A 21,401-nucleotide genomic window follows, 5' to 3' on the forward strand; every position below is an offset into this window, starting at 1 on the left:
ATATGAATGTTAAATATTATTTCCTGAAAATAATCCTTAGTTTGATAGCTGTTTCAGCTATAGGAACCACATTTGCAAATTGCAGCAATAAAAGATTTTACGCTTATTATACCAAACTTGGTTGTGGCGAGACATGGGAGAAATATAGTCGAACCAGCGAATTTGCAGATGTGGTGGTTCATCTTAGAAAAGGGCAATTAGTTTTTTGGCGTGGAACAAGTTATTTGCCAGTTTGGAAAACATCAAATGGAAAATGGCCGTTCGAAGAAATCGTCCCCCGTAAAGGAGATGGAAGTGCTCTGATGCCCGATCGTACGAATACCTTTTCAAATGTAGAAATTATTATCAATACTCCTAAAAAAATAATCATTCATTGGCGATATTTGCCGGTTTTTTCAGCAGGCAATCCATTTATTGGTGTTAAAAGTAATAATTTTGTTGATGAATATTTCACGATTTTCTCTAATGGCTATGTTGTGAGAGAAATTGATCAGTATTCAACAAGAATTGATTCTAGGAATAAAATAATTCAATATATTAAATTAAATAAAAATGAAGTTAAATATATTAGAACATATAATGTAAATAAGCTAATAATACATAATAAATGCCTTGGAAACCCTGTTCTTCATAATACTATATTATCTCCTTTGTTGTGTTGGCATTTTGATGAGGGGATAGGTGATTCAACAAAAGAATCTGTAAGTCAAAAAATGGTTTTTATAAAAGGGGAGAAGGCGTATTGGAGAAGTGGAATTTCTGGAACAGCTTTGGCATTTGATGGTTATAAATCTCAAATTGATTTAGATAAAAATATTTTAAATAAAATTAATGGGAGAAGTCTGACTGTTCAGACATGGTTCGCGATAGGGGCATATCCATTCAACCAAGTTCCAATTATACAACAGTGTGACGATGATGCAGGTTTTTTCTTGGGTATTGATGGATATGGATATCCGGCATTTAAAATTAAAACAAAAGAGGGATGGGCTGAAGTTAATCTTAAAGGGGATATGCCATTTAAAAATAAATTAAAAATATTTAAATGGTATTGTTTAACAGGAGTGTATAATAAAAAGAGAGGGGAAATTTCTCTTTATATTAATGGGCAAAAAGTAGCTTCACGTAAAGATGTTGGCAATCAGGGACTGGAAGCCTCTCATAGTGATCTTTTAATTGGTAAGTCTAATAAACCGCTTATGCCTATAGCTGCTCTCCATGACACTTATCCATCTGATTTTGGTTTTGATGGTTTAATTGATGAAATTTCAATTTTCAATAAGGCATTATCGCAGTATCAAATTTTTCAATCATTTCAAGCAATGAATCCTGGAAATGCAATTGTAAGTTCACCAAATCTTGAGAAAAGAGAGCTTCCTAAATTTAATACTCATGGCGAATTTAAGGCAGACTATACAAATCTACATTATATTGATACTTGGGATAATTTATTCCGGTTTGGGAAATATGCTGATGTTGTTGTCGGCTTTGATGATTCTCCTATTCGATATATATTTTGGCATGGGATGAGTTATATCCCTATGATTTCTGATAATAACAATCATTGGTATACGAATGAATTCAATGAATTTTATACAGATGCTGATTATGAGCCTATGTCCGATAAGCCATGTTTTTCATCACATGTTAGAATCATTGAAAATACAGATGCCAGAGTTGTGGTTCAATGGAGATATAGACTAATAACGCCATGGCAGAAGTGGTCTAATTATGATTCTAAAACAGGCTGGGGAGATGTAAGTGAAATGATATATTATATTTATCCAGACGGGGTATCGACAAAGCGTTTACGGATTTGGACTTCTTCCTCCGATAATCCTGAATGGCAGGAATCCATCCCTGTTTTTGGGGAGAACGTTCATCCCGAAAATGTCATTTGCAAATCACCTTTTATGTGTTTAATTGATTCTTCTGGACATACTTCATCATATGATTGGGTTTCACACCCCCCTAAAAATGTAAAATATAAAGGGAATATTATTCAGAAAATTCATTTTTGCAGTGGATATAATCCATTTACAATACAGAAATTTAAAGATGGTAATATATATAATGGGGAAATAAATTGGTATTCAATTTTTCCGACTTTTAATCATTGGCCCATTTCTCAGATTATTTCAAGTGGAAGAAATGCTATTGCTTCTGATAGACCTGTTTCAGTATCTCTTTCCCATGTGTATTGGAAAAATACTTTTGTAAAGAAGGGAGATATTCAATATCGAGAGACTTCTTTGATGGAAGGAATGTCTAAATTATCAGATAGTGCTTTGGCTTTGTTAGCAAAATCGTGGTTATATGCCCCAATGGTGAGTGAAGTAAAGGGGTGTATGAGTTTTGGTTATGATATGGAGCAAAGAGCATATATATTTTCAGCTAATAATCGAAAAATATCATTTTTTATTAATGCATCAGCTAAACACCCAATTGACAATTTGTGTTTAGTAATTAAAAACTGGGATGATAATAAAATTGAGGCAAAACTTAAAATAGATGGCAAAAAACAGTTACAAGGTCCAGATTTTCGTCAGGGCTGTACAATCGCGATAGATGGTAGTGTGAAAAAATTAATCTGGCTAAAAATATCTACAGAAAAAAGACAGTCATTTGAAATCTATTATTAATATATTTATTGATAATAGAATATGTAAATAAAAATAAATAATTAATTAATATACTAAATATAACAATTAAACTATAAATAAAATATAAAAAACAAAATAAAAAAAGAGTATGATTTTAAAATAATAATTTCTGACAGGATAAATCATCCTATTTAGTTGCAATTGCAAAGACTCTATTGAAGTAAATTATACAATATAATAATATTATATAAATATATGTGATTGATTTAATATATATATATATAGGTATCAAAGATGTTGGAATAACAATTTATAAATTAACATATTTTAAGTAAACATGAAGATATCCAATAACATCAAGGATGAAATTGGAACTGTCTCATACTAGCTTTCAACAATTCTCAATAATACATACATGCTCACCTTTATATTATTTATGCTTATTAAATATCTTGTGTAGCTCATTCGTTAAATTTGAAGTTCAACAAGCTAAATATATAACAATATAAATTATTTATTTGTACAGAAAAAAAATTATCTAATGAAAAAAATTAAATGTTCATTATTGTTTATATTCTTTACAACGTCCATTATATGGGCTCAAAGCACAGTCGATAATTCCTTAAATCCTTTGATTACAGGCGTTCCATCACTATCCATTGCACCGGATGCACGTGGAGGTGGTATGGGTGATCTTGGAGCAGCCACCTCGCCGGATGTAAACTCTCAATATTGGAATCCGGCAAAATATGCCTTTATGGAAAGCGGTGCAGGATTATCATTATCTTACACACCTTGGCTACGTAAATTAGTAAGTGACATGAGTTTATCTTATTTTGCCGGTTACTACAAAATTGGCGATCAACAAGCAATCAGTGCTTCATTGCGTTATTTTTCGTTGGGATCAGTCGATTTAACGGATGCCAATGGCAATCCGCTGAATAGCATTAATCCTGCAGAATATTCCATTGATGCAGCCTATTCGCGCCAGCTCTCCGAAAAATGGTCAGCCGCCGTAGCGTTACGTTTCATCTATTCCGATTTAAGCGGGGGACAGATTCAGGACATGTACCCCGGTTCAGCATTTGCTGCCGATGTAGCCACATATTACCACACAACGATGCAAGCTGCAAACGGTGACGCTCACTTTGGCTTTGGCGCCGACATTTCAAATATCGGATCAAAAATATCATACGACAAAGGTAACACAAGCCTTTTTCTACCAACAAATTTAAGGCTTGGAGTCTCTTATGAATATCCGTTAGATGATTACAACACCATCTCCATCAACGCCGACATAAACAAACTGTTGGTTCAAGCTCAGGACACCATGACCCAACAAGAATACTCGCAAATCTCTCCTATATCCAGTATTTTCAAATCATTCAGCGACCCCAACTTCATCCAACGCATACAAGCCTCTGTAGGAGCAGAATATGCTTACAACAAACAGTTTTTTGTGCGTGGCGGCTATTTCTACGAATCGCAATTTAACGGCAACCGGAAGTACTTTACTTTGGGCGCCGGCTTTATGCTTAATGTATTTCGTTTAGATGTTGCTTATCTGATTGCCACTTCGCAAAGTAATCCATTGGATCAAACATTGCGATTCTCACTTGCTTTTAATTTGGAATGATATAGTAAATATAATTAAAAGTAATATAAATAATACAGTTATGAATAAAATACATATATTGGTTATATATTGCATCTTGTGTTGTAGTAATTCATTTATAAGTCTCAAAGCAAAAAACAGCTTGCCTTATAAATCTGATTTCAATAAGAAAACAGGTGTGCTTAAGTTCTCAACTAGTATGATTCACTCCAGCGGCTGTTTTATGGTTAAATTTGCAGGAAAAAACGGAATTCAAGATTTATCATTAAAAGACTTTATTAAACACATACAAATTGGAAATTCATTGGCTGATACATCTGCAATGGATATATACTCAGGAGTTGACTCTACTCATGCTTTAGAATTTGATTTAATCATTAGGAATTACAAAGCAATGAAAGGTTTTTCCGTCCAGATAAAATTAAAAAATAATAGTCTGAAACCGATAAATCTGTATTCAATCGATTTGATTAATGCTCTTAAGCCTGCAAAGAGAAACAAATTAAATAACCTGAATAATTGGGTGGCAACTCCTTTGGCAACTGGTTATTTCCCTATTTTGCATATTAGTGATATAGATTCAGTCAAACAGTTTGGTGAAGCTATTTCATTATTTGATAAAGATGGAAATGGATTCGTTGCTGGTCCTTCAGGTAATGGGTTAGCTGATATTTCGATTCGAATGTTGCCATCCTTAAATGGGCAATTGTCTTTAGATATTGAATCCGACATGAGCGGGATAAGGCTTGATCCGGATGAAGAACGTTTGAGTCAGGAAGTGCTATTTATTTTTGATCGTCCAGAGAATGCAATAAATAATTGGGCTCATGCTGCAGTTGAAAAACTGCAATCGTCAATCTCTTTATTACCCATGAATGGTTGGTGCAGTTGGTATGATAAAACGACAAATATTACAGAAGAGAGTATCAAGGACGTTATTGATTGTTTCCGCAAAAACAGAGATCAACTTCCTTTTAGAGTAATTCAGATCGATGACGGATATCAGGTAATGGATGGCGATTGGAATCCGAATTCCAAGTTTAATGGTGGATTAACTTCGTTAGTAAAGATTATAAAAGAATCGGGCTCTGTACCTGGAATATGGCTAAGTCCTATAAAGATCAATCCGGCAAATCAATGGGCAAAAGCAAACCTGAGTTCTCTCAAGCATGAGTATGATGGAAGCCTAAGTCTTGAGGAGCCAAATATGTTCCACCCAGATGGGAAGTTAACCATAGATGCAACAAGTCCCAAAGCTCGTGATTTTATTTCGGGTATAATAAAGCAAAAGGTTGATGAAGGATTTCGTTATCTCAAACTTGATTTTTGTGATTTAATAACTCCGCCTTTTTATAATCCAAAGATGACCAGTTTTCAAGCTTACAGAAATCTTTTTAAGATATACAGACAAGCCGCTGGTGACAGCATTTATATTATGGGTTGTACTGTTAATCCTGAAAGAGCTACAGCGGGACTTGCAAATGCAAACCGTATTGGTCCGGATGCTTATAGGGGTGGAGTGAGACGGGCTATGGATTATCTTTTACGTTTACAACAATTTAACGGTGTTTGGTCTGCAAATGATCCTGATGTGTTTTATTTGGCCGATTCGATAAAAGGTGCTGATCTAGTTCAGGGAGGAATGGATTTAGTTAAAACATGGATTTCCGCAGTGGGCCTAAGTGGTGGACAAGCCTTTATTTCTGATCCGGTTGATGCTCTGGGAGCAAGTGCATATTTTAGAAATTTCGATATTCTTGTGCCTCAAATCAAAGAAAAAAGTAAAACAATTGGATTTGGAACTACTATTAATTTTACGAAATTTGGATTCAACAATATTCAAAATGGAATTAACAATGGAGTCTATTTACTATGGAATCCATCAACAAAAGATTCAACTATTTCCATTTCTTTCAATGAGATCGGGTTGGATCCAAATAAAGAATATGCTGTTTATTCCTTCTGGGATAACAAATTCGATGGAATTGCCCGAAAAAATTGGAATTCAAAAATTTTGAGACCATCAGCTTCTCAATTATTGAGATTTACAGATATAAGCAAGGAAAAGGAAGGTATTCCAGTTGTTATTGGATCTAACCTCCATATTTCATGTGGTAATACAGAAATTGAAAATATTGTCGCAACTTCCTCTGTAATTAAAATATCTCTTAATTCATCCGGTGCAAAATGTGGAAGCATTTTAATCTATAGCCATAGAATCTTAAGTTTAAGTGCTTTTAGAAATTTAAAAGTAAAGGAGATAACTCAGATATCACCTAATGTTTGGAAAGTTGAAATTAATGAAAGACAGGGTACAGAGCAAACCATTGAATTTGATATTAAATAGATTTACACTATTATAAAAAATGGAACTTTAAAAAAGTGTTTGACTGCAATTTTAATCATTGTTTTGTATTTTGTTTGCAAATCCAGTTATCATACTATTGGCAAGAATAGGAATCAAAAAAAACATTTCTATCAATGAAGATATTGAATTGAGCCACACTTAAGTGAAATCAACCAATAAACACGATTTACCAAAAGTTTTGTTTATCGGCGATTCGCATGTAGAAGCTTATTATCCGATAATTGCTGAGAAATTGAATGATATTGATTATTGCAGCAAGGTTACCACTTCACGAAGTCTGAGTGACACGGTTTTGATTGAACAATTAAAAGCCGTTTTTAAATGCTTTTAAATTTAACATAATTTGTTTCAATAGTGAACTAAACGGTGAGAATTACTTAGATAATCAGTATGATCGGATTTTGCCAATTGTTTACAGTCTTTTGGGGAAGAATAATCCAGATGTAAAATTAATTTGGGTTAATACAATTGTGCGAAGGATTCCAGATAACTTATCCAGATTCGATAAGTTGAATATACAAGCAATTGATCTCAACAAGGCTGTTGCTGGATTTGCAAATAGGGAAAAGATACCATTGGTTGATTCGTATTGAAGTCGTCCTTACTTTTGCATAATTTAAATACAATGAAAAATGATAAATTGCCATTAGTTTAATTATTCTTATCCAATCAGGAATATTATTTTATATAAGTATCCGTCTTTCTACCTAAACAGATAAATATTGAGCTTTTATCCTTTGTCCTTGACTATGAATGATATAAAAATTGATACAATTGACCTTGTCATAATTATTGTATATATAATTGGAATTCTTTTTATCGGATTGTGGTCTGTCCGGAAAAGTAAAATGACAAGCGAGAATTATTTTTTAGCAGGCCGTGGTTTAAAATGGGTTGTTGTGGGGGCAGCGCTATTTGCTTCAAACATTTCCACCATTCATATGGTAGGTCTGGCAGCTTCGGGCTATAACGATGGGTTGGTTTGGGGAAATTTTGAGTGGATGGCAGTTTTTACACTTATTTTGTTAGGATTGATTTTTGCACCATTTTATATTAAAACTAGAATTTCAACCCTGCCGGAATTCCTTGAAAAACGCTATGGACCCTCATCCCGTACTTTCGTTGCAATTATGGGGATACTTGCTGCATTATTTATACATATGGGGATGAGCCTTTATGCCGGAGCTGTGGTGTTCGAATCTTTTTTCGGCATTAGTATGATAAATTCCATTATTTTAATTTCAGTTATAACAACAATTTATACTGTTGTTGGTGGGCTAAAAGCAGTAATGGTAACCGAGTCGATACAAACAATAATTCTCATTATCGGTGCCATATCGATTACAGTTTTTGGTATTCTTGCCTTGTCGGAGCATGGTATTACTACATTCGTGGCATTTAAAGCAGCAGCGAAAGAAGGACAACTAAGTATGTTGCATACTTCAAGTTCCTTAAAAGCAATTAGTGCGACTGCAGCAAGCACAGGATTAACCTGGTATGCAGTACTTTTAGGTTATCCTGTTATGGGAATTTGGTATTGGTGTACCGACCAGACCCATGTACAGCGCGTATTAGGTGCCCGTTCGTTGGATGATGCTCAAAAAGGTTCTTTGTTTGCAGGTGCATTAAAAATTCTTCCTGTGTTTATTCTGGTTCTTCCAGGTGTTATTGGGTATGTTTTGTTTAAAGACAACATTGGAACAGATGCAAACCAGACTTTTCCTATACTTATAAAAGAATTGTTGCCAATAGGTTTAAAAGGTATCGTTGCAGCTGCATTACTGGCTGCTTTAATGAGTGTGCTTGCCGCTGCTTTGAATAGTTCAGCTACACTCGTGTCTGTGGACATTGTCAAAAGACTGAAACCATCAACAACCGATAAACAACAGGTATTATATGGACGTATTGCTGCAGTCGTGATTATGATTTTAGCGATGTTTTGGTCTACTCAGGGAGGGAAATTTACCAGTATTTTCGAAGCCATCAACAAGATAGCAGCGGCTATGGCTCCACCTATTACAACTGTATTTCTGCTTGGAGTATTTAGCAAACGAGGAACAAAAGAAGCTGCTATTGTTACGCTTTGGGTTGGTTTTTTGCTTGGTGTAATCTCGTTCTGTCTCGATTTCGTACCAATTAGCGGTCATATGTATTTAACTGATGGCCTTGGAATACCATTTATGATGCAAGCATGGTGGTTATTCTGTGTAAACTGTGTCATATATTATACTGTCAGTTATATGACTCCAAAACCCGATCCTAAAGCAATTGCAGAATGTACATGGGAAAGCCCGCTTGCAGTGATTACAAAAGGTAAGCTTACGGGCATTTTTGATAATCGTTTGCTTGCAGGTTATTTGCTGCTGGTGATGGTTATTCTATATATAATTTTTGAATAGCAAATTTATTTAAATAAATAATAAATTAAAAATGTAAATATCCGGATGAAACAAGCAATAATGATTAAGCCGGGCAGCATCGAATTTCGCGATGTTGAAGCTCCCTGTAAATTGGCACCCAATGAAATATTGCTAAAAATTAAGCGAATCGGCATTTGCGGATCAGACATCCATGTATTTCATGGTGAACATCCTGCAACTTCTTATCCTGTAGTTCAGGGTCATGAGTATTCAGCGACAATCGAAGCGGTTGGCGAAGCAGTGAAAACAGCCAAAGTTGGACAACGTGCAACTGCGCGTCCTCAGTTAGTTTGCGGAAAATGTGGGCCATGCTTGCGCGGACAATACAATGCCTGTGAGGAATTAAAAGTGCAGGGATTTCAGGCACCGGGTGTGGCACAGGAATATTTCATTGTTCCGGAAGATCGTCTGATCGTGTTTCCGGATTCAATGAGTTTTGAGCATGGCGCTATGATAGAACCTGCTGCTGTTGGGGCACATTCTACCAGCATATCAAGAGGCTTAGCCGGAAAAAATGTGGTGGTTTCCGGTGCCGGAACCATTGGCAATCTGGTTGCTCAGTTTGCTAAAGCGCGCGGGGCAAAAAAGGTTTTAATTACTGATATAAGCGATTTCAAGTTGAGCAAAGCCCACGAATGTGGCATTGAAAACACCTTGAATATTCTGAAAACTCCTTTCGCTGAAGGTATCAAGGATGCCTTTGAAAGTGAGGGCTATCAGGTTGGTTTCGAATCTGCCGGAGTTCAGGCTTCACTCGATGTATTAATTGCCAATGTAGAAAAGGGTGGAGAAGTGATCATTCTTGGAGTTTATGCTAAAAATCCAACGGTGAATATGTATTTCGTGGGCGAACATGAACTAAACCTGTTCGGCTCAATGATGTACCGCCACGAGGATTATCAGGAAGCCACTTCGTTAATTTCGAACGGCATGATTATTCTTGAGCCGTTGATTTCGAAACACTTTCCGTTTGATCAATATCTTGATGCATACAATTACATTGGTGAAAGTGGTGATAAAGTGATGAAAGTGATGGTTGATTTATAAAAACCAATTCTAAAAATGACAAAACAATTTAAAGTTGCTGGAATAGGTGAATTACTTTGGGATATTCTTCCACAGGGGAAACAGCTTGGGGGTGCACCATGCAATTTTGCTTATCACGTCTATCAGGCAGAATGCCAGCCATTTGTAATCAGTTCTCTTGGACCCGATGCTTCAGGAGATGAAATATTGACGCGTTTTGATGAATTGGAACTGGATAAAAGCTTTGTGCAACTTACTCAAGGTTTTTCTACAGGAACAGTAACTATCTCGTTGGACGTTAATGGAATCCCTTCTTATATTATTCAAGAAAACGTAGCATGGGATAATATGATCTGGAATAATTCACTCGAAGCACTGGCTAAAAGTGTAGATGCGGTATGTTTTGGCAGTCTGGCCCAACGAAATTCAGTTTCCCGACAAACAATTCTAAAATTTTTAGAGACAACACGGCCCGACTGCCTAAAGGTTTTAGACATCAATTTGCGCCAGTCGTTTTACAATCGCGTTACCATCATCCGATCCCTTGAATTTGCGAATATTCTCAAGCTGAATGACGATGAACTTCTTGTTGTAGCAGGTCTTCTGGGGCTTCAGGGTACAGATGATGAACTGATGTCGCAGTTGATGCAAAAGTTCAGTCTGAAACTGGTTGCCGTAACTAAAGGTGACAAAGGAAGTATTTTGATGACCAGCAAAGAGAAATCATTTATGGAAGTACCAAAAGTTAAAATTGCCGATACTGTCGGTGCAGGCGATTCGTTTACCGCGATTTTAGTTGCAGGACTACTTCGAAACGAGGAATTGAAAAGAATACATAAAACAGCCACGCAGATTGCAGCTTTCGTTTGCACGCAAAAAGGAGCAACCCCGAAATTGCCTAAATCTTTATTGAAATTTTAAAAACAAAAAAATACAACACCTATGAAAAACTTTAATTTTCATCAAACTACAGAAATTAAATTTGGCATTGGCAGAGTTCAGGAATTAGGACAAATCGTCGCCCAATATGGTACAAAAGTTTTACTGGTAACTACACCGGCAGCTGTTCCAGCCTTAGCTCAGCAATATAAAAAAGTGATTCAGATATTGGAAGCTTCTGAAATTTTGGTAGCTCATTTCGATGGAGTTATTCCAAATCCAACTGTCGAAACAATTAGTAAAGGGGCAAAAATGGCACGTGAATTTGGGGCGGAAGTGATTATTGGCCTCGGGGGCGGTTCAAGCATGGATTCTGCCAAAGCTATCTCGGTGGAAGCCACTCATCCAGGCACAAGTTGGGACTATTTATTTTATAAAACACCTCAACCCGACGCAAAGAAATTATTGCCAGTAATTGCTATTTCTACTACATCGGGAACCGGCTCACAGGTAACACAAGTGGCTGTTGTCACAAATCCGGAGGTTCGTGATAAATCAGCCTTGTATAACAATATTTTGTACCCCCAGGTAACTATTATCGATCCTGAATTGATGATCTCGGTCCCTAAATTTGTAACTGCCACAACCGGGTTTGATGTGCTTTGCCATGCTTTTGAAAGTACCATCAATCCCGGCACTGGTGCTTATGTCAATTTACTGGCTTGGGAAGCTATTTCATTAGTAGTTGAAAATCTTTCTGCCCTACTTGTGAACCTAGATGATATTAATTGCAGGGAGAATATGGCCTGGGCCGATACCTTGGGAGGTTTGTGCATTGCTAATGCCGGAGTAACTCTCCCTCATGGAATGGGTATGGCTATTGGAGGAATGTACCCGAATGTTGCCCACGGCGAATCGCTTGCTATTGTATATCCTGCTTTTATTAAGTTTACATGGAAATGGGCTGTTCCCCAGTTCTCAAAACTTGCCAGAATATTAAACCCTGAATTGAAAAAGATAACTGACGAACAAGCTGCTGAAAAGTCTGTGGAGGAAATGGACAAGTTCTTAAAAAAGATCGGCTTATGGATAAGCCTTAAAGACAAAGGAATGCCCGAGAATGAGATAAACCTATTGGCTAGGCAGTGCATGGTGTTACCTGATTATAAAGGAAATCCCAGAGTTGCCACAGAAGATGAAATGATTGAGTTGGTAAAACAAAGTTTTTTTAAATAAACATACTCAATACATAATGAATTCGTCTTGACTTTTACAAGCTTTAAATACTAAAAAAAGGGAAGAGCCGTTTTATGAAAAGCAAAACCATAAAACACCTCTCTTCCCCATGTACTTAGTACTCGACAAAGATACAATAAATAAAGAAATAGTGCCATTCATCCCTGTACCCAAGAGAGGGTTCAGGACAAAGTGTGATATCGCCGAGATTGATAACCGCATATTGTACAAATTAAAAACAGGTTGTCAATGGCATATGTTGCCAATTAAAAGTTTATTTTCTAATGTCATATTGCATTATAAGACTGTTTTCGGTTATTTTCGCACATGGTGTAAATCAGGAGTGTTACAACAAATCTGGTTTGGTTTATTGAATAAATACAGATCCTCATTGGATATGTCCAGTGTTGATTTGGATGGCAGCCATACCCCCCGCTTTACGTGGAGGAGAACAGGTTGCTTATCAGGGTCGGAAGAAAAGGAAGACTACCAATGCTCTTTATCTTACAGACAGACAAGGTATCCCATTGGCCATATCAGACCCGATAGAAGGGAAACACAATGATATACATCAAATTAAAGAACGTTTTACCGACATTATTGATTCACTGAATAACTCCGATATAAGAGTTGATGGCCTTTTTCTTAATGCCGATGCAGGTTTTGACTCTGCGGAGTTCAGATAATTCTGTTCTTCCCATGAAATAATACCCAACATCGCTATTAAATGGCATATCGCAGCACATACGGATGATATATTTTTCGATGAATTGCTCTATCGGCAACGCTATTGAATAGAAAGAACCAATGCATGGATGGATAGTTTCAGATCTCTATTGAACAGATTTGATGTTACTTGCTCCAGCTGGCAAAGCTTTAACCTTATCGCTTTTATCGTGATACTACTTAAGAAAATTACTAAACAGAAAAAGTCAAGATGACTTCAATATAAATACCAACATTGTTATGAAAAATCTCAAACAACTATTTTTAATTCTAGCTATTCTTTTTCCTATTGGAACATATATAAATGCCCAATATAAAGCTAAAGGAATAATTGATAAGACCACTTCAAAACAACAAGAAACTCCCAAAACACAATGGTTTCAAAATGCTAAATTTGGACTTTTTATACACTGGGGATTATATTCCATTCTTGGTGGAGAATGGAATGGGAAACGCTATTATGGTTCAAGCGAATGGATAATGAATCGAGCAAAAATACCTGTAGTAGAATATAGCAAACTGGCACAGCAGTTTAATCCTGTTAAATTCAATGCTGCTGAATGGGTAAAAATAGCGAAAGAAGCGGGTATGAAATACATTGTTATCACAGCTAAACATCATGATGGGTTTGCCATGTTTGATTCAAAAGTATCTGATTTTAATATTATGCATACTCCTTTTCATCGCGATCCGTTAAAAGAGCTGTCGGTAGCTTGCCAGAAAAACAACATAAAATTAGGATTTTATTATTCACAGTTCCTTGATTGGCACGAACCCAATGGTGGTGGAAATGATTGGGACTTTGTTGAGAAAAACAAAGATTATAAATCCTATTACCAAAGTAAATCAATACCACAGATCAAAGAACTTTTATCCAATTATGGCCCTCTTGGTTTAATTTGGTTCGATATGCCCGGGGGGCTTTCCAAAGAGGAAACCCAAGCGTTGATTGATACAGCAAGAAGATTACAACCTAACTGTTTATTTAGTAGCCGTGTTGGACATGGGCTGGGCGATTTTCTTGACTTTGGAGATAGCGAGGTGCCTGCTACTGTGATAAAAGAACCTTGGGAAGCTATTTTCACGCACAACGATTCATGGGGTTATTTGAAATTTGATTTTAACTTCAAAACCCCTAGTGAAATCATTAGGTTATTGACAAATATAGTTTCTAAAGGTGGTAACCTGATGCTCAATGTTGGGCCAAAGGCTGACGGAACAATACCTGAAGAATCAATAAAATGTTTATTGTCTGTAGGTAAATGGCTAAAAATAAATGGGAAAGCAATTTATGGTACGACTTACGGGCCAATTGCTCCTCAACCATGGGGTGTTACAACATTAAAACCAGATAAACTTTTTTTGCATGTGATGTTAAGACCAAAAAATGGAGATTTGATTGTACCAGGAGTCAATGTAAAAGTTAAGAAAGTTTGGTTCTTGAGCAATATGAAAAGCCTGAATTGGAAACAAAATCAGCAAATGTTGAAAGTTAAGCTTCCTTTAGTACTACCGGATGATGCCAACTCAGTGATTGTGGTTGAATATACTGGCAAAATTAGTGATTCATATATTGATGCTCCGTCTGTTATCTCCCCACAGTTTAATGAATGTAATTTGGATGTGATTAAAGCCAAACCAACTGGAAATACAAAGATTGAACCAATCACCTATAGCTTCTATTTTGGTGTATGGAAACACACCACATGTGCTACAATGATGCAATCACCTTCTGATAGTCTTATCTACAATGTTGAATTTGCCGAACCTGGTGATTATAAAATTATTTTAGAATATAGCTGTCCCATTGAAAACAGTAAACAAGAAGGGTTATTGCAGGTAGGAGGTCAAAAATTCTATTTTGAAACTTTAAGTACAGGAAATTATGATGTTTCTCGCCCCCTGATGTTTATTCAACAGTCGGTGGCAATGATTACAGTTCGGAAGGCTGGTTTACAGACTATAAAAATATCACCGGTTAATGAAGGCAAGGAGTTATTTAAGTTGAGACGGATTATTGTAAAGCCTGTCGAATATAAGTTTTAATGGTATTATTATGGTTTTACTATCCAAAAAATAGTATCTATTATAAATAAGCATAAAACATAAATCTTTTATTTAACAAATTATGAAACAAACAAATTCAATTCATTCAAGGATGACCTATTATGGTCAGATTTTATTCACCGTAATATTACTGAGCGCCATAGGGTTGGTTGCAGTCAATGCAGCACAACAAGTAAACAAATCCGTCGGCAAAACGAATACCGATGCCTTTCAGAAAAATAAGGATGCACGAATGGCATGGTGGCGTGAAGCTCGATTTGGCATGTTCATTCATTGGGGTGTGTATTCTGTTCCTGCAGGAATGTATGATGGCAAACAAATTCCTGGTCTTGGTGAATGGATAATGTGTAACGCAAAAATTCCGATGGCTAAGTATCAAGCCTATGCAAAAGAGTTTAATCCGGTGAAATATAATCCTGACGAATGGGTGCGTCTGGCGAAAGAAGCGGGTATGAAATACATTGTTATCACAGCTAAACATCATGATGGATTCGCTATGTTTAAAACTAAGGTAAGCAAATGGAACATTGTACAGGCTTCTCCTTACGGTAAAGATATTTTGAAACCATTAGCAGCAGCTTGTAGAAAACATGGTGTTCAATTAGGGTTTTATTATTCGCAAGCTCAGGATTGGAACAATGGAGGATCTGAGTGTAAAGGGGCTTGGGATCCTGCACAAAAGAGGAACATGGACGATTATATTGATAGCATTGCGGTGCCACAAGTGAAGGAATTGTTAACTCATTATGGCGAGTTTCCGGCAGTATTGTGGTGGGACACTCCATGCGACATGAATCAAGAACGTGCTGCTAAAATTAATGCGTTGTTGAAACTTAAACCCAACATCATCACTAACAATCGACTTGGCGGCGGGTTTCCTGGCGATTATGAAACTCCCGAACAGCAAATTCCACCTAATGGATTACCCGGTCATGACTGGGAAACGTGTATGACGATTAATAATACATGGGGGTTCAAACAAGATGACCATAATTGGAAATCCACGAAGGTATTACTACGTAACCTGATTGACATTGCCAGCAAAGGCGGCAATTATCTCCTCAATGTTGGGCCGGATGCAACCGGAGTCATTCCTCAACCCGAAGTACAACGGCTCAAAGAGATGGGGGCATGGCTTAAAATCAACGGACAAGCTATTTATGGCACCATGGCCAGCCCTTTTAAAGAGCAATTGCAGTGGGGACGTTGCACTAAAAAAGAATCGAAAAATAACACTATTCTTTATCTAACTGTATTCAATTGGCCTACTGATGGAAAATTGATTGTTCCGAATCTGACAAATAAAGTTGTTTCTTCTTCCTTATTAGCAAATGGAATCAAATTACAATCTAGAGTCACAGTTAATGGACTCGTCATTAGTGTACCTACAAATGCTCCTGATTCCATTGCCTCAGTTATTAAGGTTGTTATAAAGAAATAGGCGGAGATAATCATAGCACCCCAATCATCTATGTTTTAAATTAAAAAAATCATTTTTACAAGAAGCCTCTTTTATTTTAAGAACGACATTATGCAAAGACACAAAATCATCGACAAAGCCTATTTGGTTCCATTTATTCTGGTGACCGCACTTTTCTACCTGTGGGCTATTCCCAATAACCTGAATGATATTCTTATTCCCCAGTTTATGAAATCGTTTCAGTTAAACCGATTACAGGCAGGCTTGGTGCAGTCGGCTTTCTACATGGGTTATTTCCTTTTAGCTCTTCCTGCAGCGTATGTAATGGATCGATATAACTACAAGACAGGCCTTATTATCGGACTTTTACTTTTTGCCACAGGGGCTTTCCTTTTTTATCCGGCAGCAATATTAGGAACCTATGGGTTGTTTTTGGGAGCATTATTTGTAATCGCCAGCGGTTTGGCTTTTCTCGAAACGGGTTCCAATTCCTTTATCGCGGTACTGGGTGATCCTGCATCATCGGCACAACGATTGAATTTTTCTCAAGCTTTTAATCCTCTCGGCTCTATGACAGCTGTGCTTATCGGTAATATTTTCATCTTTTCAGGCATACATTATACGGATAGTCAAGTTACTGCCATGAAAGCTGCAGGAACGTATCAGGGATATTTGCATCATGAGATTTTACGTGTAATTCCGCCTTACATGGTGATTGGAACTATCATTTTGATTTGGGTAGTGTTGATTGCTCGCACCAAGTTCCCGACCGGGATTGAAACGGCAACGCATAATGAATTGAATGGGAGTAAAAAAGAAAGTCACGGACATTTTTCTAAATTACACCAATATCCTCATTTTATAAAAGGCGTTGTAGCACAATTCTTTTACATAGGCGCTCAAGTCGGTACCTGGAGTTTTATGATTCAATATGTGAAAGATTATTTGCAACGCACGGATAAAGAAGCTGGCGTTTTTCTTTTTGCCGCTTTGGTGGCATTCGGCATTGGAAGGTTTGTCTCCGCCGCTTTGATGAGTAAAGTATCGCCCAACAAACTCATGGGTCTTTACGCCATACTCAATACTTTGTTGATGACTTTAGCTGTTGTGCAACCTGGTCTTTTAGGCGCTAGTGCATTGGTACTCTCCAGTTTCTTTATGTCGCTGATGTTTCCCACCATTTTTGCTTTAGGCGTAAAAGGATTGGGACCGAATACTAAGATTGGCGGTTCGATCATTATTATGGGTATTATCGGAGGTGCGGTTTGGACACCTGTTATGGGTCTTATCTCCGATAATACGGGAAGTATGGCATTGGCAATGATTGTCCCGTTAATAGCATACCTCTATATAATCTACTATGCTTACATCGGGTACAAACCCTCCGGTCCATTGTTCGAGACGGACGAGCCTGTTATTGCGTCTCATTAAAAAAACCATTCTCAGATTTAGCAAAATTACAAATTACACAAACATAATATCCTAAATGTATAATTTTCTATGAGCCCTCTCTCAAATCATCCAAAAGTAGGCATTCGTCCCACGATTGATGCACGTCAGGGCGGTGTACGCGAATCGCTCAAAGCGTTACAAGAGTAGTAATTTTTTTTTGACTATTAAAATGCAAAGATATTAACCTTGCAGTTCTGTTCTATTGCCTATTATCTATTACCTATGAAGTTCCCTATTGCCGTAAAATTAAATACAAACAACATGCTTACAAATCAATTAAATTCAAACGCTGTTGATCCGAACAGCGTACCAAAGAAGAAGTTAAACACGGGAGCGGAGATGCCCGTAGTAGGTCTCGGAACGTTTGGTTCGGATAATTATGACAATCAAACCATTGCCAATGCGGTTCGTGATGCTATATGTCTGGGCTATCGCCATATTGACTGTGCATCGGTTTATGGAAATGAAAAAGAGATCGGCGAAGTAATCGCTCAACTCATTGCAGAAGGCAAAGTGAAACGGGAAGAGTTGTGGATTACTTCCAAAGTGTGGAACGATATGCACCATGATGTGATCGGGGCATGTAAAAAATCGCTCGCTGATTTGCAACTCGACTACTTAGATTTGTACTTGGTGCATTGGCCATTCCCGAATTCACATGCTAAAGGGGTTTCCGTCGAATCGCGCGATGCCAATGCCAGACCTTATATCCATACCGATTATATGAAAACATGGCGCGACATGGAAAAGTTGGTAGAAATGGGCTTGGTGAAAAACATCGGCACATCCAACATGACCATTCCGAAAATGGAATTACTGTTGCGCGATTGCAACATAAAACCGGCATGCAATGAGATGGAACTTCATCCGCATTTTCAACAACCGGCACTGTTCAGTTACTTGCTTCAACACGATATTCAGCCAATTGGTTTTTCTCCTGTAGGATCACCCAATCGTCCAGAACGTGATAAAACACCCGATGACACAACACCCATTGCAGATCCGGTCATCCTTGAAATAGCAAAAGCACATGGTGTTCATCCAGCAGTGATTTGCATTAAATGGGGCGTACAAAACGGACAAATACCCATTCCATTTTCCGTCAAACAAGAAAAGTACATGAGCAATTTGCGTTGCGTTACCGAAGATCCGCTGACGGATGCCGAAATGGCAGCCATTAAAAACATTGACAAAAACTGTCGATTTATCAAAGGTCAGGTTTTCACATGGAAAGGAGCAACATGGGAAGATCTTTGGGATGAGGACGGCAAAATAAAAACAAATTGAAACTCACCTTATATAAGAACAATCAAAAGAATAGACACAATGAGTAAGAAAATGCAAGCGGCATATTTGCCGGGAAATAGTACGGTGGTACTGAAAGATGTAGAGATTCCGGTTCCAGGGCATGGAGAAGTTTTAATCAAAATGAAGTCTTCAACCATTTGTGGCAGCGACATACGCGCCATTTATAGAGAACACTTAGGCAAAGGGCCTGAAGGATATCAAAATAAAGTTTGCGGTCACGAACCTTCAGGACAGATTGTACAATGCGGTCCCGGACTTCGTCGTTTCAAAGAAGGCGACCGAGTGATTGTTTATCATATCTCAGGATGTGGTGTTTGCAATGATTGCCGTCGTGGTTACATGATTAGTTGCACCAGCAAGTATCGTCGTGCTTACGGTTGGCAACGTGACGGTGGTATGGCCGAATATCTTTTAGCGGAAGAAAAAGACTTGGTTGCTCTTCCTGATTCGTTGACCTATACCGATGGAGCACAAGTTGCCTGTGGATTTGGCACCGTGTACGAAGGATTGGAGAAAATCGGGATCAGTGGTAACGATGCTGTATTGGTAGTTGGTCTTGGCCCTGTAGGACTTGCCGCTTGTATGTTGGTTAAAGCAATGGGTGCAATCAAAGTAATCGGGGTAGATACAGTTCAGGAACGCGTGGATATTGCCATTGAAAAAGGATTGGTCGATCATGCTTTCCTTTCGGATGCAAATGCCGCAGCAAAAATATTAGAGTTAACCGGAGGAATGGGAGTTGAAAAATCGGTGGATTGTTCTGGGCATACCATAGGTCGTCAATTAGCAGTTCGTGCAACACGAAAATGGGGAAAGATAGTACTTATCGGCGAAGGAGGTACCATGGAGCTGAATCCAAGTCCCGATTTGATTCACGATCAAAAAACCATTTATGGTTCATGGGTAACGAATATCTGGCGTATGGAAGAGTTAGTGGAGCGCATTGTCCGTTGGGGAATTCATCCTGAAGACTTGGTGACCAATCGATACACACTCGACAATGCTTCGGACGCTTTTGCTCTGATGGCAGAAGGTAAATGTGGTAAAGTGGCTGTGGTGTTTGACGAGGAAATTAAATAACGTTGAATTTAATGGAAAACAAAACCTACGGAAACGACAAAAAATTTCTATCGAATCATTTTCAATTGGTAGAATTACGAAGCGACAATAAACGGCTGCTGCTTACACCCGATCTTCAAGGCAGAGTGTTGACAAGCAGTTCCGACGGAGAAGATGGATATAGCTTCGGATGGATTAACTACGATTTAATATCATCGGAGCAATGTCTTCCTCATTGCAATAATTTCGGTGGTGAGGATCGTTACTGGCTCGGCCCGGAAGGCGGACAATACTCCATTTTCTTTGAAGAAGGAAGCAATTTTGGATTCGATGACTGGCAAGCTCCATCGTTGATTGATACCGACAAATGGAACCTGACTTATACCGATGCAAAAAAAGCAACGTTTACTAAATCGGCTGTTTTAAAAAACTGGACAGGGAAAACTTTATCTTGTCGTCTTGACCGGAGCGTTGCATTGCTCGATGAAGCAACAGTTTCCAATGAATTAGGAATGGCAATTCCCGTAGGAGTGGATTCTATCGTATTTACTTCTCAAAACCAACTCACCAACACCGGTGAGTTTGAATGGAGTGAATCAACCGGTATGTTATCCATCTGGATCTTGGGTCAATTTATTCCGTCGGAAAAGAATACCGTCATCATTCCGTATAAGAAATCGGATCAGGCAACCATAAACGACCGCTATTTTGGAAAGATTGATGCTGACCGGTTGAAGGTGACCGATCACGCCATTCTTTTCAAAGGCGACGGAAACAAACGGGGAAAGATCGGCATTCCTCCTGAAATGACCATACCCTATGCAGGAGCTTATGATGCTGAAAATGAAACGTTGACCATCGTGCATTTTAACTTTGAGAAAAAAGACAATGTGTATGTCAATTCCATGTGGGAACATCAGGATGAACCCTTCAAAGGGGACGTGATCAATTCGTACAATGATGGCCCGCTTGAAGACGGAAGTATTATGGGACCGTTTTATGAAATTGAAACCTCTTCGCCTGCAGCGCGTTTGAAAGCTGGAGAAACTATTGTTCATAACCATACCACCATGCACTTTAAAGGCAGTTTCGAATCGTTGAATGAAATAGCTATAAAAGTACTCGGCGTCAATTTGAACGACACGAAGATTTGACCCATAAACAGGAACGAAATATTCTTGATTACAGGCATATATCAAATTAGGTAATAATTTTATTTTTC

13 protein-coding genes and 1 pseudogene are annotated in these 21,401 nt (G+C 37.8%); all 14 read left to right on the forward strand.

The features are described 5' to 3' along the window. The first annotated feature begins 2 nt into the window (after positions 1 to 2). The 14 genes and pseudogenes from FHX64_RS01750 (at position 3) to FHX64_RS01815 (ending at position 21,333) form a co-directional block, all read left to right on the forward strand. A complete protein-coding gene (locus FHX64_RS01750) occupies positions 3 to 2,642 on the forward strand; it encodes a LamG domain-containing protein (protein WP_183412135.1) in 2,640 nt (879 codons plus the stop codon). Between the two features lie 502 nt (positions 2,643 to 3,144). Beyond that, on the forward strand, positions 3,145 to 4,239 hold the full coding sequence (porV, locus tag FHX64_RS01755; protein ID WP_183412136.1) for a type IX secretion system outer membrane channel protein PorV: 1,095 nt from the start codon (positions 3,145 to 3,147) through the stop codon (positions 4,237 to 4,239). A 40-nt stretch (positions 4,240 to 4,279) separates the two neighbouring features. Further along, on the forward strand, positions 4,280 to 6,565 hold the full coding sequence (locus FHX64_RS01760; protein WP_183412137.1) for a glycoside hydrolase family 36 protein: 2,286 nt from the start codon (positions 4,280 to 4,282) through the stop codon (positions 6,563 to 6,565). 770 nt (positions 6,566 to 7,335) lie between these two features. Then, on the forward strand, positions 7,336 to 8,985 hold the full coding sequence (locus FHX64_RS01765; protein WP_183412138.1) for a sodium:solute symporter family transporter: 1,650 nt from the start codon (positions 7,336 to 7,338) through the stop codon (positions 8,983 to 8,985). A 45-nt stretch (positions 8,986 to 9,030) separates the two neighbouring features. Further along, the gene (locus FHX64_RS01770) at positions 9,031 to 10,053 is read left to right on the forward strand and encodes a zinc-dependent alcohol dehydrogenase (RefSeq protein ID WP_183412139.1); all 1,023 of its coding nucleotides are present in this window, start codon (positions 9,031 to 9,033) and stop codon (positions 10,051 to 10,053) included. A 15-nt stretch (positions 10,054 to 10,068) separates the two neighbouring features. Further along, positions 10,069 to 10,953: a carbohydrate kinase family protein gene (locus FHX64_RS01775; RefSeq protein ID WP_183412140.1), complete on the forward strand. Its 885-nt coding sequence runs from the start codon at positions 10,069 to 10,071 to the stop codon at positions 10,951 to 10,953. A 21-nt stretch (positions 10,954 to 10,974) separates the two neighbouring features. Beyond that, complete coding sequence (locus FHX64_RS01780; protein WP_183412141.1) at positions 10,975 to 12,147, forward strand: iron-containing alcohol dehydrogenase; 1,173 nt, start codon at positions 10,975 to 10,977, stop codon at positions 12,145 to 12,147. A 109-nt stretch (positions 12,148 to 12,256) separates the two neighbouring features. Beyond that, a pseudogene (locus FHX64_RS01785) lies at positions 12,257 to 13,088 on the forward strand (IS5 family transposase). Between the two features lie 25 nt (positions 13,089 to 13,113). Continuing rightward, entirely contained in the window at positions 13,114 to 14,919 is a 1,806-nt protein-coding gene (locus FHX64_RS01790; RefSeq protein ID WP_183412142.1) for an alpha-L-fucosidase, read from the forward strand. Between the two features lie 82 nt (positions 14,920 to 15,001). Further along, positions 15,002 to 16,381: an alpha-L-fucosidase gene (locus FHX64_RS01795; protein ID WP_246392272.1), complete on the forward strand. Its 1,380-nt coding sequence runs from the start codon at positions 15,002 to 15,004 to the stop codon at positions 16,379 to 16,381. Positions 16,382 to 16,471: 90 nt separating this feature from the next. Then, positions 16,472 to 17,791 carry an L-fucose:H+ symporter permease gene (gene fucP, locus FHX64_RS01800; protein ID WP_183412143.1) on the forward strand — a complete coding sequence of 440 codons (1,320 nt, stop codon included), beginning with the start codon at positions 16,472 to 16,474 and terminating at the stop codon, positions 17,789 to 17,791. A gap of 282 nt (positions 17,792 to 18,073) precedes the next feature. Then, a complete protein-coding gene (locus tag FHX64_RS01805) occupies positions 18,074 to 19,099 on the forward strand; it encodes an aldo/keto reductase (protein WP_221202116.1) in 1,026 nt (341 codons plus the stop codon). A gap of 39 nt (positions 19,100 to 19,138) precedes the next feature. Further along, positions 19,139 to 20,200, forward strand: coding sequence for a zinc-dependent alcohol dehydrogenase family protein (locus tag FHX64_RS01810; protein WP_183412144.1), 1,062 nt, complete (start codon positions 19,139 to 19,141; stop codon positions 20,198 to 20,200). 11 nt (positions 20,201 to 20,211) lie between these two features. Further along, positions 20,212 to 21,333, forward strand: a complete 1,122-nt coding sequence (locus tag FHX64_RS01815) for a DUF6786 family protein (RefSeq protein ID WP_183412145.1) — start codon at positions 20,212 to 20,214, stop codon at positions 21,331 to 21,333. Positions 21,334 to 21,401: the final 68 nt, after the last annotated feature.

The sequence above is a fragment of the Microbacter margulisiae genome (assembly GCF_014192515.1).
GTDB lineage: Bacteria > Bacteroidota > Bacteroidia > Bacteroidales > Paludibacteraceae > Microbacter > Microbacter margulisiae.

Coding starts and splice junctions, on each gene's coding strand:
- FHX64_RS01770 (WP_183412139.1), top strand. CDS start 9,031: ATGAAACAAGCAATAATGATTAAGCCGGGCAGCATCGAATTTCGCGAT.
- FHX64_RS01810 (WP_183412144.1), top strand. CDS start 19,139: ATGAGTAAGAAAATGCAAGCGGCATATTTGCCGGGAAATAGTACGGTG.
- FHX64_RS01815 (WP_183412145.1), top strand. CDS start 20,212: ATGGAAAACAAAACCTACGGAAACGACAAAAAATTTCTATCGAATCAT.
- FHX64_RS01805 (WP_221202116.1), top strand. CDS start 18,074: ATGCTTACAAATCAATTAAATTCAAACGCTGTTGATCCGAACAGCGTA.
- FHX64_RS01775 (WP_183412140.1), top strand. CDS start 10,069: ATGACAAAACAATTTAAAGTTGCTGGAATAGGTGAATTACTTTGGGAT.
- porV (WP_183412136.1), top strand. CDS start 3,145: ATGAAAAAAATTAAATGTTCATTATTGTTTATATTCTTTACAACGTCC.
- FHX64_RS01780 (WP_183412141.1), top strand. CDS start 10,975: ATGAAAAACTTTAATTTTCATCAAACTACAGAAATTAAATTTGGCATT.
- fucP (WP_183412143.1), top strand. CDS start 16,472: ATGCAAAGACACAAAATCATCGACAAAGCCTATTTGGTTCCATTTATT.
- FHX64_RS01765 (WP_183412138.1), top strand. CDS start 7,336: ATGAATGATATAAAAATTGATACAATTGACCTTGTCATAATTATTGTA.
- FHX64_RS01750 (WP_183412135.1), top strand. CDS start 3: ATGAATGTTAAATATTATTTCCTGAAAATAATCCTTAGTTTGATAGCT.
- FHX64_RS01760 (WP_183412137.1), top strand. CDS start 4,280: ATGAATAAAATACATATATTGGTTATATATTGCATCTTGTGTTGTAGT.
- FHX64_RS01790 (WP_183412142.1), top strand. CDS start 13,114: ATGAAAAATCTCAAACAACTATTTTTAATTCTAGCTATTCTTTTTCCT.
- FHX64_RS01795 (WP_246392272.1), top strand. CDS start 15,002: ATGAAACAAACAAATTCAATTCATTCAAGGATGACCTATTATGGTCAG.